General features: G+C 66.4%; 16 protein-coding genes. 5 read left to right on the top strand and 11 right to left on the bottom strand.

Annotated features, from left to right (window positions below; translation table 11 throughout):
- Positions 1 to 17: 17 nt before the first annotated feature.
- Genes FCN77_RS16730 through FCN77_RS16720 form a run of 3 tightly spaced genes read left to right on the top strand, consistent with a single transcriptional unit; the run spans position 18 to position 3814 of the window.
- The gene (locus FCN77_RS16730) at positions 18 to 1736 is read left to right on the top strand and encodes an L-aspartate oxidase (RefSeq protein WP_137324819.1); all 1719 of its coding nucleotides are present in this window, start codon (positions 18 to 20) and stop codon (positions 1734 to 1736) included.
- Positions 1733 to 2653 carry a carboxylating nicotinate-nucleotide diphosphorylase gene (gene nadC / locus FCN77_RS16725; protein ID WP_137323171.1) on the top strand — a complete coding sequence of 307 codons (921 nt, stop codon included), beginning with the start codon at positions 1733 to 1735 and terminating at the stop codon, positions 2651 to 2653. Before FCN77_RS16730 ends, nadC begins: the two co-directional genes overlap by 4 nt.
- A 6-nt stretch (positions 2654 to 2659) precedes the next feature.
- Positions 2660 to 3814, top strand: coding sequence for a cysteine desulfurase family protein (locus FCN77_RS16720; RefSeq protein WP_137323170.1), 1155 nt, complete (start codon positions 2660 to 2662; stop codon positions 3812 to 3814).
- Between the two features lie 32 nt (positions 3815 to 3846).
- Here the strand turns inward: FCN77_RS16720 and FCN77_RS16715 are convergent, their stop codons facing one another.
- From FCN77_RS16715 to FCN77_RS27775, 5 genes are all read right to left on the bottom strand, one after another.
- On the bottom strand, positions 3847 to 4395 hold the full coding sequence (locus tag FCN77_RS16715; protein WP_137323169.1) for a GtrA family protein: 549 nt from the start codon (positions 4393 to 4395) through the stop codon (positions 3847 to 3849).
- Positions 4396 to 4426: 31 nt separating this feature from the next.
- On the bottom strand, positions 4427 to 4927 hold the full coding sequence (locus FCN77_RS27785) for a fumarylacetoacetate hydrolase family protein (protein WP_368074285.1): 501 nt from the start codon (positions 4925 to 4927) through the stop codon (positions 4427 to 4429).
- Positions 4885 to 5256 carry a hypothetical protein gene (locus FCN77_RS27780; protein ID WP_368074284.1) on the bottom strand — a complete coding sequence of 124 codons (372 nt, stop codon included), beginning with the start codon at positions 5254 to 5256 and terminating at the stop codon, positions 4885 to 4887. The genes FCN77_RS27785 and FCN77_RS27780 overlap by 43 nt, the downstream gene beginning before the upstream one ends.
- 99 nt (positions 5257 to 5355) lie before the next feature.
- A complete protein-coding gene (locus FCN77_RS16705) occupies positions 5356 to 6018 on the bottom strand; it encodes a DUF1684 domain-containing protein (RefSeq protein WP_137323168.1) in 663 nt (220 codons plus the stop codon).
- Between the two features lie 182 nt (positions 6019 to 6200).
- Complete coding sequence (locus tag FCN77_RS27775; RefSeq protein WP_368074283.1) at positions 6201 to 6500, bottom strand: hypothetical protein; 300 nt, start codon at positions 6498 to 6500, stop codon at positions 6201 to 6203.
- 255 nt (positions 6501 to 6755) lie between these two features.
- Between FCN77_RS27775 and FCN77_RS27770 the strand changes: the two genes are divergently transcribed.
- Entirely contained in the window at positions 6756 to 7049 is a 294-nt protein-coding gene (locus tag FCN77_RS27770) for a hypothetical protein (RefSeq protein ID WP_368074282.1), read from the top strand.
- Positions 7050 to 7125: 76 nt separating this feature from the next.
- Complete coding sequence (locus FCN77_RS16695) at positions 7126 to 7932, top strand: transglutaminase family protein (protein ID WP_137323167.1); 807 nt, start codon at positions 7126 to 7128, stop codon at positions 7930 to 7932.
- Positions 7933 to 7976: 44 nt separating this feature from the next.
- Here FCN77_RS16695 and FCN77_RS16690 read toward each other — a convergent pair whose 3' ends face one another.
- The 6 genes from FCN77_RS16690 to FCN77_RS16665 form a co-directional block, all read right to left on the bottom strand.
- Positions 7977 to 8438, bottom strand: coding sequence for a MarR family winged helix-turn-helix transcriptional regulator (locus tag FCN77_RS16690; RefSeq protein ID WP_137323166.1), 462 nt, complete (start codon positions 8436 to 8438; stop codon positions 7977 to 7979).
- The gene (locus FCN77_RS16685; protein ID WP_137323165.1) at positions 8438 to 9562 is read right to left on the bottom strand and encodes an LLM class flavin-dependent oxidoreductase; all 1125 of its coding nucleotides are present in this window, start codon (positions 9560 to 9562) and stop codon (positions 8438 to 8440) included. The genes FCN77_RS16690 and FCN77_RS16685 overlap by 1 nt, the downstream gene beginning before the upstream one ends.
- Positions 9563 to 9753: 191 nt before the next feature.
- Complete coding sequence (locus tag FCN77_RS16680) at positions 9754 to 12972, bottom strand: efflux RND transporter permease subunit (RefSeq protein ID WP_137323164.1); 3219 nt, start codon at positions 12970 to 12972, stop codon at positions 9754 to 9756.
- 67 nt (positions 12973 to 13039) lie between these two features.
- Positions 13040 to 14545, bottom strand: coding sequence for a malate:quinone oxidoreductase (locus FCN77_RS16675; protein WP_137323163.1), 1506 nt, complete (start codon positions 14543 to 14545; stop codon positions 13040 to 13042).
- A 78-nt stretch (positions 14546 to 14623) separates the two neighbouring features.
- Entirely contained in the window at positions 14624 to 16297 is a 1674-nt protein-coding gene (locus FCN77_RS16670) for an ABC transporter substrate-binding protein (RefSeq protein ID WP_137323162.1), read from the bottom strand.
- A 216-nt stretch (positions 16298 to 16513) separates the two neighbouring features.
- Entirely contained in the window at positions 16514 to 17188 is a 675-nt protein-coding gene (locus FCN77_RS16665) for a fasciclin domain-containing protein (RefSeq protein ID WP_137323161.1), read from the bottom strand.
- Positions 17189 to 17333 lie beyond the last annotated feature (145 nt).

Here is a 17333-nt window from a genome sequence, read left to right as displayed (position 1 = left end):
ACCAACGCCGCCGGCGCCTGGTGGTGGTGGGCAGCGGAATCGCCGGACTGTACGCAGCCCTGCTGGCCGCGGACGCGGGCGAGGGCACTGCCGCGGAAGTGGTTCTCCTCAGCAAGGGGCCGCTGGAGCAAAGCAACACCTTTTACGCGCAGGGCGGCGTGTCTGCCGTGCTGGAACCCGGCGAGGCAGCGCCCGGTGACTCGGTGGAAGCCCACATTGCCGACACCCTGGCGGCCGGTGCCGGACTCAACAATGCCGAGGCAGTGCGGGTCCTCTGCATGGAGGCCGCGCAGGACATTGCCGGCCTGCGGCGATACGGCGTCGTGTTTGATGCAGCCGCACACGGCGGCACCGCACTGGGCCTCGAAGCGGCGCACTCGGCTCCGCGCATCCTGCACGCAGGCGGGGACGCCACCGGCGCCTTCATTGCGCGCGGGCTGATCGCGGCAGTCCTGGAGCGGGCCGTGTCCGGCCGGCTGCGGCTGGAAACGGGCGCGTTCGTCACGGAGCTGACGACGGCGGAGGGCCGGGTCACCGGCCTGGAATACCTGCAGAACGGCGAACGGAAATGCCTGTCCGCCGACGGCGTGCTGCTGGCCACGGGCGGGGCCGGCCGGATCTTCGCCCGTACGAGCAACCCCCCGGTGGCCACGGCGGACGGACTGGCACTTGCATGGCGTGCCGGCGCTGCGGTGAACCACCTTGAATTCTTCCAGTTCCACCCCACCACCATGGCAACGCAGGAGACGGCCGGCGGGCCGCCGCCGCTCCTGGTCTCCGAGGCGGTCCGCGGCGAAGGCGCCATTCTGCTGGATGCGGGCGGCTACCGTTTTATGCCGGACTACCACCCCGACGCGGAGCTTGCCCCCCGCGACGTTGTCTCCCGCAGCATTGCACTCCACCTGGCCCGGACCGGCGCGCCAGCAGACAGCCCCGTGTTCCTCGATGCCCGGGGAATCGAGGCCGCCAGGGGCCCCGGCTTCCTGGCACGGCGTTTTCCCACCATCAGCGCCGCCACGAGGGCCGCAGGCTACGACTGGACGGCCGAGCCGCTGCCGGTTTCGCCGGCCGCCCACTACTGGATGGGCGGAGTGTCCACCGACCTGGGCGGACGCACTTCCGTTCCCGGCCTCTACGCGGCCGGGGAGGTGGCCTGCACGGGAGCCCAGGGCGCCAACCGGCTGGCCAGCAATTCGCTGCTCGAAGGATTGGTGTTCGGGCGGCGTGCCGTTGAGTCTTTCCTTGGTGCTGAATCGGGCCGGGTGTCGGCTGGGGCGTCGTCCGGCACCGTTCCTCCGCGTGCTGTCTCGGCCGCGGGCGGCCTCCCCTTGACGCACGCTTCCGGAACACCCTCGAACGACCGTGGGCCAACAGCCTTGGGCGCCGCTCGAAGAATGTATCGGGCCAGCGCTCCCGAGGGTGTTGTGAAGTCTGAGTCCGACCCCGGGGTGTTCTCGCGCGACGCTCTGGGGCGGCTGATGACCAGTGCCGCCGGTGTGCTGCGCACGGGGCCGGAACTCGACGCTGCAGCCGCGCAGCTGGCCGGTTGGTCGGAATCCATCGGCAGCCCCGAAGTGGCCGACCCGCATTCGTATGAAGACCGCAACCTGCTGCTGGCCGCACGGCTGCTCGTGGAGGCCGCCCGGGAACGGACGGTATCCGTGGGCGCCCACTACCGGGCGGATACCGACGACGCCACGGCCCTGACCCATTCCATGCAAAGGATTTCCTCGTGACCAACACTGCCCTCGCAACCGAGGCCCCCGCCAAGACCGCCGCCGGGTTTGCCGGCAGCCTCCCCGAAGCAGCGGTGCTGAGTGTGCTGCGCGCTGCGCTCGCCGAGGATGCCCCGTACGGTGACATCACCTCCCAGGTCCTTATCCCCGCGGGTGCGCGGGCGACGGCGGTACTGAACGCCCGCGTCCCGGGCGTCCTGAGCGGGGGAGCCGTCTTCGCCGCCGCCATGAGGCTCACGGACCCGGACGCCGTCGTCGAACTCCTGGTGGCCGACGGCGAACGGTTCGGCGCGGGCACGCCGCTGGCGAGGGTCACGGGCAACGCCCGGGCCGTACTGCTGGCAGAGCGGGTGGCCCTGAACCTCGTCCAGCGGATGAGCGCCATCGCCACGAAGACGGCCGAGTTCGTGGACCTCGTCCAAGGCACCAAGGCAAGGATCACCGACACCCGAAAGACGACGCCGGGCCTGCGCGTGCTGGAGCGCTACGCCGTCCGCTGCGGCGGGGGCGCCAACCACCGGTTCAGCCTTTCCGACGCCGTGCTGGCCAAGGACAACCACCTTGCGGTCATCACCGGCGGTGATCCGGCGAAGCTCACCGAAGTCCTCCGCGCCGCCAAGGCCCAGCTTGGCCACACCACCCACTTTGAGGTGGAAGTGGACAGCATGGAGCAGGTGGAACCGGTCCTGGCCGCGGGCGTGGACACGATCATGCTGGACAACTTCACGCTCGAGGAACTGGCTGCCGGCGTGGCCCTGGTTGACGGACGGGCCCGCGTGGAAGCCAGCGGCAACGTCAACCTCGGAACAGTGGCCGGGATCGCGGCCACAGGCGTGGACGTGATCTCCATCGGCGGGCTCACTCACAGTGTCATCGCCCTCGACCTGGGCCTGGACATTGAACTGACGGTGGGCTGAGCGGCCATGATTTACCTGGACGCTGCGGCCACCACGCCAGTCCGCCGCGAAGTGCTGGAAGCGATGTGGCCCTATCTCACGGGCGATTTCGGGAACCCGTCCAGCCACCACTCGCTGGGTGAATCTGCGGCCACCGCGCTCGCAGGGGCCCGCACGGCCACCGCCAGCGCACTCAACTGCCGCCCGGCGGAGATCACGTTCACCTCCGGCGGCACGGAGGCGGACAACCTCGCCGTCAAGGGCATCGCGCTGGCCCGGCAGGCCGCGGACCCGGCCCGCAACCGCGTGGTGATCAGCGCCGTCGAACATCCTGCGGTCGAAGAATCCGCCCGGTACCTCGAACGCTTCCACGGTTTTGCCGTTGACGTCGTCCCGGTGGACGGTTTCGGACAGGTCACCCCCGAGGCTCTGGCGGCCGTACTCCGGCCGGAAACGGCGCTGGTCAGCATCATGTACGCCAACAACGAAGTGGGAACGGTCCAGCCCATCCGGCAGCTTGCCGCCCTTGCCCGCGAACACGGCATCCCGTTCCACACAGACGCCGTCCAGGCCGCGGGCTGGCTGCCGCTTGACACAAAATTGCTGGGCGTGGACGCCATGAGCATCTCCGGGCACAAACTGGGGGCGCCGAAAGGCAACGGAGCCCTCTTCGTGCGGAGCCGCACCAGGGTGGAACCGTTGCTCCACGGCGGCAGGCAGGAACGCGGCCGCCGTTCCGGAACCGAAAATGTTGCCGGTGCCGTGGCACTGGCCACCGCACTGGGGCTTGTCCGTCCCGGTCAGGGCCAGACCGGGCACGTTGCCGCGATCCGGGACGATTTCATAGCGGCGGTCCTCGCCGGCGTTCCGGGCGCCCAACTGACGGGACACCCGGTGGAGCGGCTGCCGTCGGTGGCTTCGTTCTGCTTCCCCGGGACCAGCGGCGAGTCTGTGCTGCTGGAGCTCGAGCGGCAAGGCGTTGTCTGCTCCAGCGGGTCGGCCTGCGCCGCGGGATCGGACGAGGCGTCCCCGGTGCTGCTGGCCATGGGCATCACCCCGGGGGTTGCGCACACTGCAGTCCGCTTTAGCTTTGATTCAACAGTGACGCCCGGTGAACTGGGTGAAGCGGCCGTAGCCGTTCGGAATGCCGTAGGCAGCGTGCTGGCGCTCGGCACCGGCTAACGCCTGCTCCATGAGCGGTGCCGTGCACAGCATTAGCGGTGCCGTGCGCGGCGGAAAATCCAGTGCCTCAGCAGGGCAAAACGTACGGCCGTGGCCAGGAAACCGGACAGCGTCGTGGTCCACAGTTCGTCCGACATGGTGGCGTCGGGATTGATCCAGTGCAGCACACCGAGGCTGCCGCCCGTGAGGAACAGGGCGATCACGATGACCACCAGTCCGCTGAGATGGTCCCTGGCGATCTCCCCGCGTCCGACGATCTTGAAGGTGAGGCGCCGGTTCAGGGCGGTGTTCATCACCGAGGTAATAATCAGCGCCGCGGCGTTGGCCAGCTGGGGGCCCAGCCAGGGCCTGAACAGGGCGTACAGGGCAAGCGAGGTCACCGTGCACACAATGCCCACACCGGTGAACCGGAGGAGCTGCCGGACCGCCGGGAAACGGAGGATTCCCGGGTAGTGCTTTGTGGCCGGCTGGCGCCGGACACCGGTTCCGCGAGCGGGGGCATCCGGATTAAGGGCTTTGGGGCGGGGGAACCGGCCTGTTGCGACTGCGGGGCCGCGGTCGCAGCAGGTGACTCCATCCATCAAGCCTGCCATATGGCAGTGGCTATTCCCGTCAGGCTGAGGCCCGCACCGGGTTCGTCAGGTGCCCGATCCCCTCCACACTGCACGTGACGGTGTCCCCGGGCTGCAGCCGCGAGGTCTCGGCCGGGAAGCCCGTGAGGACCAGGTCGCCGGGGTGGAGCGTCATGAACGACGTCAGATACACCAGAATCTCATCCACGCCCCAGCCTAGGTCCGCCGAGCTGGCGGCCCGGAGCGCTGTGCCGTTGTGAATGACGCCGATAGCAAGATCGCCGCTGTCCAGGCCGGTGACGATCCATGGCCCGGCCGGCGTGAAAGTGTCCTGGCTCTTGGCGCTGATCCACAGCTCATCAGTCTTCTGCAGCTCCCGTGCCGTCACATCGTTGCCGACGGTGAATCCGAGGACGGCGGCCCGCGCATTCTCCAGCGTCAGCCCGCGTGACCTTCGACCGACGACGACGGTCAGTTCGGCTTCCGGGTCCACGTGGCCTACTCCCGGTGCCAGTTCGATGGCCTCGCCCGGACCCACCACGCTGGTGGCCGCCTTGTGGAAGGCCTGCGGAGGCAGCGCCCGCCCTCCGGACCGGTGTTGTGCGCCATGCCCAGTACGTTGGCCGGAACGCTGGGTGCGAGGAAGGTGAAGGAATCCTCGCCAGCAACGGAACCGGGCTGCCAGCCCGTTCGAGGTGCACTGCCGGTGTTCGCGAGGGACCCCGGGAACGGACTGTCGACCACAGTCCACAGCCTGCCGGCGTCGCTGCCGAAGTCCGCGGCGTCGTTGGCCACGAAGAACTGTTCCAGCTCAGTGGCCGGAATATTCGGACGGACGCGGGCGATGCGGCGGGCGGGAGTGGCGGTCATTACGACATCCTACGTCCTGCGCAGCCTGGTGGCGGAATGTGTCGGCGGGCCTGTTCAGGGCGCCGCGGGGCATCAAAGACGGGCGGCCGCGGCCGGGTGTCAGTACAGTTCGCCGACGGGGATCTCCACAGCCAGGCGGTTGGACGGGCCCGCAAGCGGGCAGGCCCACGCCTCGTTGTAGGCGCAGGACGGGTTGTAGGCGAAGTTGAAGTCCAGGATGAACTCGGCGTCGGGCCCGGACCCCAGTACGCCGTGGAAGGCGCCCTTGATGGTGTCCAGCAGGTAGCGTCCGGCACCGTAACTGCCGCCGGGCTGGCCGGCGGTTGCGTCCCGGAACGGCACGAAGATGCCGCCGCCGTAGCCGTGAAGCTTCCAGACGGCCAACTGGCCCATCTCGGGCAGGTCGAAGGTGCCGAGGCGGACGAACCTGACCAGGCCGTCGGTCGCGGTCTCAACGTTCAATTCGCGGCCCGCACCCTCTTTCGTGAGCGGCACCTGGAACCGGTAAATGGGATCGTAGTCGGCCGTGCGAAGCCCGCTGAAGGCGGCCTTGTCCGCGGTCGTGAGGGCCGACGCCGGGTGCGTGCCGAACATCCGGTCCCGTTCCTGCCGCCAATACGAGTGGGCCTCGGCAGGACTGTCCACGGCAATCCTGCGGACGGTGTGGTACATGGCGAACGTCCGCAGCCGCCAGTCGGCAATATCAAGGGCCGAAATGTTCGCCAGGCTGTCCTGGTCCGCGTCAAAGTGCTGTTCCGACATGTCCCCAGCGTATCCCTCTTTAGGGACGGGAAAGCCCGCAGGCGAAGAGCGCCGCCACGTCCAGGCAGCCGGACATGGCCCGGGCGGCCGGCGGAACCGGCGGGATGCGGACGGGAGATACGGAAGAAACAGGCTGGCGCCAACACTCCGTCCGGAACACCGCGGCTGCGGCGGCAGCGCGGCTACGCTTGCCTCATGGTACGGAAGGCAGTGGCCCGCAGGATCCGGTTTGGCACCGCGCTGATTGTTGTTGCTGCAGCGATGTCAGGCTGCAGCGGCGACGGCAAGGGTGCACCCGCATGGACGGCCGGCAGCAGTTCATCGGGCAGCCCGACGGACGCGGCGGGATCGTCGGCGTCCGCCACCGCCGGGGCGACTCCCAGTGCCACAGCCACCGGGACGGAAACCCCGGGAACGGGCGCGGAATCCCCGTCCGCCGGAGCAACGGCATCAGCCTGGAAAGTCTTTTCCGATTCCGGCAAGAACGTGAGCTTCGATCTGCCCCAGGACTGGATAGCGCAGTCCGTCACGCCGGACCAGGGCACCCTTCCCGGCGCCCTCAAGATCGAAGTCAAGGACGCCAAGGGCGGATATCTGGCCACGCTGCAAACGGGGCTGCCTTCCCCGGCTGCGGCCGCGGCTGCGTGCGCGGAAGATGCCCGGAAGCCGTACGTTGTTGTCAGCAGCGTCCCACTAGAACTGCCCCACCGTGAGGGGACGGTCTCATCACTCCGCACGTGGTGTTCCGTGTGCTGCACGGGTACAGGTTCTTCGGCTCCTACGGGATCACCAACGTGGTGGGCGGAGCGGACGGCAAGGCCTGCGCGCTGCAGAACATTGTCCGCCGTCCGGAGGGCAAGGGTGATGTCTCCTTCGGCGACCTGACGACACTCAAGGCGTTCGCTACGGATGAGAAAGTGGCCCCGGCCAAGCCCTTTGACACCCTGGACCAGGCGGCCAAGTACGTGAACGAGGGTTCCGAATTCGCCAATGTCCAGCGGATGCTAATGTCGCTGAAGATCAAAAGTTAGTCCCGCCGTCCTCCCGTAAACCCAACCGGCCGGCACTGGGGGACTGTTCTGCCGCTACCTCACACCCCGGAGATACATGGAACGCACCGTGGCCGCCCGGCTCGTCTTCAAGACCGTAGCTGAAACCAAAGTCGCCTTGGCGGTTTCCGTCGCCCGGAACCCGGGCTATTCGTCGCTCGAAGAGTCGCTCTCGGTGACGTCAGGGGCGGAACAGGTTCCAGTGACGGAACTTTCGGACCACCACGGCGGGCGCTTCCACTATATGGAGTTCGCTGAACCCACCGAAGTGACCGTGGACTACACCGCCACCGTTGCCGGACTGGCACAGCCGGAAGAGCCCAACCGGATGGAGCTCATCCGCTACGTCCGACCCAGCCGCTATGCCGAATCCGACCGGCTGCTCCCCACGGCCTATGCCGAATTCGGCGGCCTCCAGGGGGAGGAACTCCTGCACGCCGTCCGTGACTGGGTCTTCAGTGAGCTCCGGTACGTCAGCGGATCGTCCCGCGGGACCGACGGGGCAGTGGAGACGCTCCTCCACCGCCGCGGCGTGTGCCGGGACTTCGCGCACCTGGCAATCGCGCTGCTGCGCTCCAAGGACGTGCCGGCCAGGCTCGTTGCCGTCTATGCCCCCGGGCTCAGCCCGATGGATTTCCATGCCGTGGCCGAGGCCTACATCAACAATGCCTGGCATGTCATTGACCCCACCGGGCTCGCCCCAAGGGAGAGCATGATCCGGATTACCGCCGGCCGGGACTCCTCGGACACGGCATTCCTGTCCACGGTGGGCGGAAGCCTGTCCCTGCGGGAACTTCGCGTCACCGCAGTGGTCAACGGGGACCTGCCCCTGGAAGACCCCGCGAAGCTCGTCGCCCTCGCCTAAGGCATGCCCGTCCGGCGACGCACGGCGCCGGGACGGGCAAGCGGTCAGCGTCCGGACACGGCCCCGCGCAGCTTTTCGGTGAGCCGCAGCAGTTCGCGCTGCTCGCCTGCCGTCAATGCCGGAGTCAGCAGCGCGGAGATGTCGCGCACGTGTTCGCGCCCGATCTGCTTCTGCAGGTCCCGGCCGGCGTCCGTCAGCTTCAGCAGCACCCCGCGGCCGTCCTGGGGCGCCGGCATCCGCTCCAGGAGCCCCCGCCTCTCCAGCCGTTCCACGAGCCTGCTGAGGCTGGACTGGCTGAGCAGCACGTTGTCGTTGAGCTCATTCAGGCGCAGCCAGCCGGACGGGCAGCGTGAGAGGGTGAACAGGACGTCATACTCGTTGACGGCCAGCGCCTTGAAGGCCGGGCCGGACTGAAGCCGGCGCATCACCGCCACTTGGGCGCGGAACAGCGATTCCCAGGTTTCGGCGGCCAGGCGGACCGGCGACTCGGCTGGCTGGGCGTTCATCAGGAATCCTGTGCCGTCGAGCTGCCCAGTGCGTCTTCCGGCACTTGGGCAGCCAGCCGGGCCGCCACCCGGCCGGCATGCGTGGGCGGCTCCGGCACGTGGGCCGGGGTCAGGGCCGCGTACTCCTTGCGGAGGACCGGCAGGACCTCCTCGCCGAACAGGTCCAGCTGTTCGAGCACGGTCTTGAGCGGCAGCCCGGCGTGGTCAATCAGGAAGAGCTGGCGCTGGTAGTCGCCGAAGTACTCGCGGAAGGTGAGCGTCTTTTCGATGACTTCCTGCGGGCTGCCAACGGTCAGCGGCGTCTGCGACGTGAAGTCCTCGAGCGACGGCCCGTGGCCGTAGACGGGTGCGTTGTCGAAGTAGGGGCGGAACTCCTTCACCGCATCCTGGGAGTTCTTCCGCATGAAGAACTGTCCGCCCAGGCCCACAATCGCCTGGTCTGCCTTGCCATGGCCGTAGTGCTCATACCGCTCGCGGTAGAGGCCGATCAGCTGCTGGTAGTGCTCCTTGGGCCAGAAGATGTTGTTGGCAAAGAACCCGTCGCCGTAGTAGGCGGCGACCTCTGCAATCTGCGGCGTGCGGATGGAGCCGTGCCACACGAAGGGGGCCACGCCGTCGAGCGGGCGCGGGGTGGAGGTGAAGTTCTGCAGCGGCGTGCGGTGCTTGCCGGACCAGTTCACGGTGTCCTCGTCCCACAACCGGCGGAGCAGGCTGTAGTTTTCGATGGCGAGCTCAATGCCGTCCTGGATGTTCTTGCCGAACCAAGGGTAGACCGGCGCCGTGTTGCCGCGTCCCATCACCAGGTCCACCCGGCCGTCGGAGAGGTGCTGCAGCATGGCAAAGTCTTCGGCGATCTTTACGGGGTCGTTGGTGGTGATCAGCGTTGTCGCGGTGGACAGGATGATCCGCTCCGTCTGAGCCGCGATGTAGGCCAGCGTGGTGGTGGGGGAGGAGGAGAAGAAGGGGCGGTTGTGGTGCTCGCCGATGGCATAGACGTCCATGCCGATCTCTTCGACCTTCTTGGCAATCGCCACGGACGCCTTGATGCGCTCGTGTTCAGTGGGAGTGCGGCCAGTGGTGGGATCAGTGGTGATGTCACTGACGCTGAATACGCCGATCTGCATGATGTGCCTTCCTTCAGTTCCGGACTGCTCCGGGTCTTTGTCCCAGTGTAGCCGATTTACATGCATTTGCATCTATCGTTCGATGTAACGTCAGGCACGCCAGGATATTCCCGGGGTTAAAACAGAATTCCCACGCCACCGGGGTGGCGTGGGAATTCCGATTCACGAGGCAAGGCGGCGAACGGAAGGGGCTACTCGGGGTCGCCGGCTGCTGCCCTGCGGCCGGAGACCTTGGGAACCATGCCCGTTGTCCAGTCGACGAACTCCGCGTCGACGTCGTCTGCCGGCCCGAAGTCGGGGCGTTCATGCATCGCGCGGAGCGTGGCCTTCCTCTCCCGGCGCCCCTCCACCAGCCGGTACAGCACCGGTACCAGGACCAGCGTCAGCGCGGTTGAGGAGATCAGGCCGCCGATCACCACGATGGCCAGCGGCTGGGAGATGAAGCCGCCGCCGCCGGTGAGTCCCAGCGCCATGGGCGTCAGTGCGAAGACGGTGGCCAGGGCGGTCATCAGGATCGGGCGCAGGCGCTGCCTGGCACCGTGCGTAATGGCCTCCGCCACGGTCATCCCGGGCTGGCCGTCGCGCGGTTGCCGGTATTGGTTGATCAGGTCTATCAGGACGATTGCGTTGGTCACCACAATGCCAACCAACATCAGCATGCCGATGAGCGACGGCAGGCCCAGCGGCACACCGGTTACCAGGAGCAGGGCCACCGCGCCCGTGGCGGCAAACGGGATGGACACCAGGAGGATCAGCGGCTGAACAAGCGACTTGAAGGCAGCCACCATGATCACGTACACAATGGCGATGGCTGCAAGCAGGGCCAGGCCCAGCTGCTGGAATGACTCCGTCTGCTGGGTGGTGGCGCCGCCGATCGTCGCCGTGACGCCGGACGGCAGTTCCACTGCCTTCAGCCGGTTCTGCACCTCGGTGCTCACCGCGCCCAGTTTGGCCCCCGACGGCGTCACGGAGACCCGCGCGGTGCGCTGGCCGTTGCTGGCGGTAATGGAGACGGGAGCGTCCACCTGCTCCACGGAAGCGATGCTGCCCAGCGGTACGGCGCCGCCGGCGGCCGGCAGCGGGATGCTCCGTACGGCGCTGATGCTGGTGAACCGGGTTCCCTCGCCGATCCGGACCGGGAAATCATTGGTGTCGATCCGCACGGTGCCGGCAGGCAGCGGGCTGATGGTGGACGCCAGGACGCCCGCCACCTGCTCCTCGTTGAGTCCGGCCGCCACGGCCTTGGCACGCTCCACCTTGACCTGCACCACCGGCTGGGTGGCGGCAAGGTTGGTGGCAACCTCGCTGCTTCCGGGAACGCCGTCCATGGCCGCCACCAGGGCATCGCTCGCAGCCCTGAGGTCGGCGGAGTTCGCGGCCTTGATGGTGATGTCCACCGTGGAGGTGGTGCCGAATCCGCCCTGCTGGGAGCCCACCGAGATCTTGCCGGCGTCGCTGATCCGGGCCAGTTCGGTGCGAACGGTGTCCTGCAGCCGGGCCTGGTTGGCCTTCTCGTCGGTCACCACGGTGAACGAGGAGTTGGACGCGCCGCTGGAGGTCAGGGCGGTGAAGCCGGTCTGGGCGTTGCCGGAGGTGACCTGCACGTCCTTGATGCCGTCGATGTTGCGCAGCACGTCTTCGACCTTCGCGGCAGCGGCGCTGGTGTCCGTCAGGCTGGTTCCGGCGGGGAGGACCTGGCGGACCGTCATGCTGTTCTCGCCGGACCGGCCCAGCAGGTCGGTGGCGAGCAGCGGCGTCATCGCCGCGGTCCCGCCGAGAACCAGGACGGCCGCAACGAGGGTTACCACCGGGTGCTTCTGGGTCTTGTTCAGGATGGGCAGGTAGCCGCGCTGGAGCCGGCTCCGCTGCTCGGCCTCATGTGCTTTGGCCGCTGCTTCCCGGGCGGCGACGGCGGACACTGCCGTGCCTGCGCTGCCGGCCGGTGTCTTGAGGAACCAGTACGCCAGCACGGGAACGATCGTCAGCGAGACCAACAGCGAGGACACCAGCGCAATGGTGACGGTCAGGGCAAAGGGCCGGAACAGTTCGCCGGCAAGTTCCCCGACGAAGGCGATGGGCAGGAACACGGCAACAGTGGTCAGGGTGGACGCGGTGATGGCGCCCGCCACCTCGCGGATGGAGGTCAGAATGGCCGCGAGTTTGGTTTCGCCGTAGCTGAGGTGGCGCTTGATGTTCTCGATCACGACGATTGAGTCATCCACCACCCGGCCGATCGCGATGGTAAGGGCCCCGAGCGTCAGGATGTTCAGGGAGTATCCCATGGCTGAGAGCCCGATGAACGTGATCAGCAGGGACAGCGGGATGGACACGGCCGTTACCAGGGTGGACCGGACGGACATCAGGAACAGCAGGATCACGGCAACGGCGAAGCCAAGGCCCAGCAGGCCTTCCGTGGTGAGGTCCCTGATCGACTTCTCGATGAAGGGTGCCTGGTCGAACACCGGGGTGAATTTGGCGTTGGACCCGAGTTCGGCCTCGAGCTGGCCGATGGAATCCTTCACCGCGTGCGAGATCGCTACGGTGTCGCCTTCCGGCTTCTTGGTCACGGACAGGGCAAGGGTCTCCTTGCCGTTGGTCCGTGTAATGGAGGTGCGGACGTCGTCCTTGATGCTGACGTCGGCCACGCTGCCGATAGTGGCGGCGTCCTTCGCTCCGGTGAGCGGGAGGGCCTTGACGGCGTCCAGCGAGTCCACCGGACTGCCGACCTGCAGTGAGAGGGTCTTGCCCTGTTCCTCGACGGTGCCGGCAGGAACCAGCGCGCCGTTGTTCTTCAGTGCGTTGCTGATGGACTGGACGGTGGCACCCTTGGCCGCCATGGCCTCGGCCCGGGGAAGGATTTGGATGTGCTGGGTGGCGCCGCCGGTCACGTCGGCGCCCCTGACGCCGTCGAGCTTCTGCAGGCGGGGCACGCTGAGCCGCTGGAGGTCGGCGTTCAGCTCGCTGAGCGGCTTGTCCGAGGAGACCGCCAGGAACACGATGGGGAAGTCGCTGATACTGCCCGCAATTGCCTGCGGCTGGACATCATCCGGCAGCGACCGCTTGGCGTTGGAGATGGCACGGTCGATCTGGTTCCGCGCCCGGTCCATGTTGGACCCGTACGTGAACACCATGGTGATCTGCGAAACGCCGCTGCGGGACGTGGACGACGTCGACTCGAGTCCCTCGACACCGTTCAGTGCGGTCTCGAGGGGCCCGCTCACCTGCTTGTCCACAACTTCGGGGGAAGCGCCCGGCATGGCCGAGATGACCGTGATCTGCGGGAACTCGATGGACGGAATGAGCTCCTGCTTCAGCGAGGACATGGTGATCACGCCGAACACCGATGCGAAAACGGTGATCAGCGCGATCAGGGCCCTGTTTGCCAGCGAAAGTCTTGCCAGCCGGTGCATCTCATTGTCTCCTGGTGGGTAAACGGTCTTGTGGTTGGGGGTGAAACCTGCCGTAACCCGTAGGGCGTCAGCTGGAAGGTGCGTTCACCGCTTCCAGCTGGAGGGTCCTGGCAGTTTCTGCCTCCAGCTGCGCGGCCAGTTCCGGGTTGTCGTTGAGCTTGATGCCGTATCCGGGCATCATTTCCTTGAGCTTGGACTGCCAGCCCTTGAAGTCCTTCGGGAAGGACTTCTGCAGGAGCTCAATCATGATCGGCACGGCTGTGGATGCTCCGGGGGAAGCACCGAGCAGGGCACCGATGGAACCGTCACGCGCGGCGATCACTTCGGTGCCGAACTGCAGGACACCGCCCTTCTTCGGATCCTTCTTGATGATCTGAACACGCTGGCCGGCGGTGATGAGTTCCCAATCACCGTCTTTTGCTTCGGGGTAGTACTCGCGCAGGGCCTCCACCTTGTCGCTGTGGCGCTTGGCGACTTCCTTGACCAGGTAGGCGGTGAGGTCCATGTTGTCCTTGGCCACCGCCAGCATCGGGATGATGTTGCTGGGGCGGATCGACAGCGGCAGGTCCAGGTAGGAGCCATTCTTCAGGAAGTTGGTGGAGAACCCGGCGTACGGGCCGAACAGCAGGGAGCGCTTGCCGTTGACGTAGCGGGTGTCGAGGTGCGGAACGGACATGGGCGGCGCTCCGACGGAGGCCTGTCCGTAGACCTTGGCGCTGTGCTGGCTGGCGAGCTTTTCGTCGGTGCAGCGGAAGAACTGGCCGGAGACCGGGAAGCCGCCGTAGCCCTTGCTCTCCGGGATCCCGGACGCCTGCAGGAGGTGCAGGGCACCGCCGCCGGCGCCGACAAACACGAACTTGGCGCGGATGTTGCCGTGCTCGCCCGAACTCTTGTGCTTCAGCGTGAGGTCCCATCCGCCGCCGGGGGCGCGGCGGATACCGTTGACGTCGTGGCCGTAGTTGATCTCGACGCCGTTGTTGCCCAGGTAAGTGGTCAGCTCGCGGGTCAGTGCGCCGAAGTCGACGTCGGTTCCCTCGGCGGCGCGGGTGGCCGCAATCTTCTGCTTGGGGTCGCGGCCCTTGACGATCAGCGGCGCCCACTTGGCAATCCGGGCGTGGTCTTCGGAGTACTCCATGGAGCGGAAGAGGGCGTTCGGCTTCAGTGCCTCATACCGGGTCTTGAGGAACTCCGCGTTGGCGTCCCCGATCACGAAGCTCATATGCGGGACCGTGTTGATGAAGCCCTTGGGGGAGGCGATGAGGGAGTTGCTGACCAGGTGGGACCAGAACTGGCGGGACAGCTGGAACTGCTCGTTGATGTGCAGCGCCTTGGAGGGGTCAACCGAGCCGTCTTTGGCTGCGGGGGAGTAGTTAAGCTCACACAGGGCAGCGTGTCCGGTGCCTGCGTTGTTCCACGGGCCCGAGCTTTCCAGGCCGGCGTCGTCGAGCCGTTCAAACAGCGAGATGGTCCAGTTCGGCTCAAGCTGCTTGATGAACGCACCCAGCGTGGCGCTCATGATGCCGCCGCCAATCAGGACGACGTCGGCATGTTGGGTCTTGGAAATGAAAGTCACAATGAGTCTCCGATAGCAGCGGCTCTGGCTGTCACAGAATATCCCGAGCACCCCTCTAACTGAAATTGGGCCCCGCCGTCAAGGTTTTAGTTCCACCTTTGTGAAAACCTCGTTTAATACCGGCGAAGCGGGGTACTTGAGCACCCGGTCGGACAGAGCCAGCGCGGAAATGGGGTAGGCAATCGGGACGGCCGGGACGGACTCCGCAATCTGGGCATTGATGGTCTGGTACTGCTTGGTCCGTTCATCTCCCTCCGGCAAGCCGCGGGCACGCGCGATCTTGGAGAAGACCTGCGGATCCTGGTAACCGAACTCGCCGTTCTTTTCGCCGAACAAGGGGCCAACGAAGTTGTCCGGATCCGCGTAGGAACCGTTCCATCCCAGCAGGTGCAGGGCGTGGTCGCCCGGGGAGGTGACCTTCTGCAGGTAGCCGTCGGCCCAGTCCACCGGCACGGGCTTGACGTTCAGCCCCACAGCAGTCAGCTCCTTGCTGAGCTCTGCGTAGACCTTCTCGGGTGTGGGGAGGTAGGGCCGGGTTACGTTCAGGGGATAGTAGAACTTGAGTTCCTCGCCCTTGTATCCGGCTTCTTCGAGCAGTGCCTTGGCCTTGGCCGGATCGTGCCCCAGGGAAGGTGCGTTGTTGTTGAACCCGCTCAACTTGGGCGGGACGAACTGCGTTGCCTGGGCGGTGTTGTCGATGAAGAACCTGCGGATCAGCGTTTCCTTGTCCACCGCGAGTTCAATGGCCTGGCGGACCTTGATGTTCTGGAGGATGGGTACATCCTGGTTCATGCCGAGGTACATCACGGAGAACGGGTCGCGCTGGATGATCTGTTTTCCGCGCTTGACGAGCTGATCGAAATTACCCACCGTGACGGCGTCGTAACCGTCGATCTTTCCGTCGAGCAGGGCCTGGAGCCGGGACTGCGGGTGGTCGTAGGTGACGAAGTTGATGGTGCCGATCTGGCCTTTGTCGCCCCAGTAGTCCTTGTTGCTGACCAGTTTCACGCTGGAGTCGTCCCACGATGCGAATGTGTACGGCCCGGTGCCCACGGGGTGCAGGGCATAGGCGGACAGCGGCTGGCCGTCGCGGGTCTGGCTAAGGTCATCGGCCTTCTGCGTCGCCATGGCCTGCGGGGACGACATCGCGAATGCGGGCAGTGTCAGCGCCTGCAGGAAACCGGTGAAGGGCTGGGTGAGGTCGATGCGTACGTTCGAGGCCGTGACCGCCTTGCAGCCTTTGTAGATGGACAGCGAGGCCTGGTCCGCGTGGGCCTTGAAGACTCCCTTGAAGGAAGTGCCGGGTGCCTGCTTCCGCAGGCTTTCCGGGAAGTTGAACCAGCGGTTGAAATTGGCGCAGACGGATGATGCATCGAACGGGGTGCCGTCCTGGAAGGTGACGCCTTCCCGGAGCTTGAATGTGTAGGCGCGGCCCTCGTCGGACTCGGCCCATTCGGTGGCCAGCAGCGGAGTGGGTGCGCCCGTGGTCTGGTCAACTCCCACGAGTCCTTCGAGGACCTGGCGCGTAATCCGGTAGGACTCCACGTCCGAAGCCAGCGCCGGATCAAGGCCCAGCGGCTGGGCAGCCGTGCCGAAGGTAAACGTTGCCGTCGGGGCGGCGTCGGTTGAGCTGGCTGGAGCCGAGGACGACGCCGGCGCGGGACCGGGCACCCCCGTGCACGCGGCAAGCAGCAGTGAAAGGACCCCTGAACCGATACTGACTGCGATGCTGCGCGATCTACTGCTGGGCACTCGATTATCACCTCTGGACGGCTGGAGTTCCGCGGGCAGCGGAACCGGTCCCAGTCTAATTGACCGATTCTGGACGCTGGCCGGGAGAGCCGTCGGACGGAATCAGGCGGCAAAACCAAGGCCCGCACCGGCTTGGGTTCTTCCGGTCGGTGCGGGCCTTGGTTTCTCCGTGGTCGGTCCAGGGAGTAAGGACGGAGCAGGAGCGCTAGGGGTTGCCTACTTGGGCATCAGAACGGAGTCCACCAGGTATACCGTGGCGTTGGCGGTCTTGACGCCGCCACAGATGACGTTGGCGCCGTCGACCTTGAGGGCGTCCTTGGTACCGGTGACGGTCACGGAGCCGCCCTGGACGGTCTTGTGGGTGCCCACAATCTTGTCCGGGGTGACCTGGCCGGGAACAACATGGTAAGTCAGGATCTTGCTCAGGAGGGCGTCGTCAGTCTTGAGGGTTTCGATGGTGGCCGGGTCGATCTTGGCGAACGCGTCGTCAACCGGTGCGAAAACGGTGAATTCGCTGCCGTTGAGGGTGTCGACGAGATCAACCTTCGGGTTGAGCTTGCCGGAAACGGCGGCCGTGAGCGTCGTCAGGAGCGGGTTGTTCGAAGCCGCAACTGCGACCGGGTCCAATGCCATGCCTGCTACCGAGCCGGCCCCGCTGGGAACCTTCTCGGCGTAGCCTGCACAGCCGGGGCCCACCAGGTTCGCGGCGGGGTCCATTGCGGCCGGGGAGGTGGCCGAAGGGGAGGGAGCCATGCTGGAGGCGGAAGGCGTCGAAGCCGGTGCGGAAGAACTGTTCGCCGTGGTGGCGGAGCCTCCGCAAGCGGTCAGGCTGAGCAGTGCTGCAGCTGCAACACCTGCAACGGTGAAAGTTGTGCGCTTGAATGACTGCATTTCGATTCTCCTTGTTAGTGCCGATCATTGCCTGCGGCGAACGACTTTTTCGATCACTGCATTGGCCCTATTCCGACTGTGGGCACCGACCCTTGGTTGGTGTCTCAATGGGTATTCGGGAGGTGGGCAGGCAAGGATGGGTGAA

The organism is Arthrobacter sp. 24S4-2, assembly GCF_005280255.1.
Taxonomy (GTDB): domain Bacteria; phylum Actinomycetota; class Actinomycetes; order Actinomycetales; family Micrococcaceae; genus Arthrobacter.
This window is presented reverse-complemented; position numbering and strand designations above follow the sequence as displayed.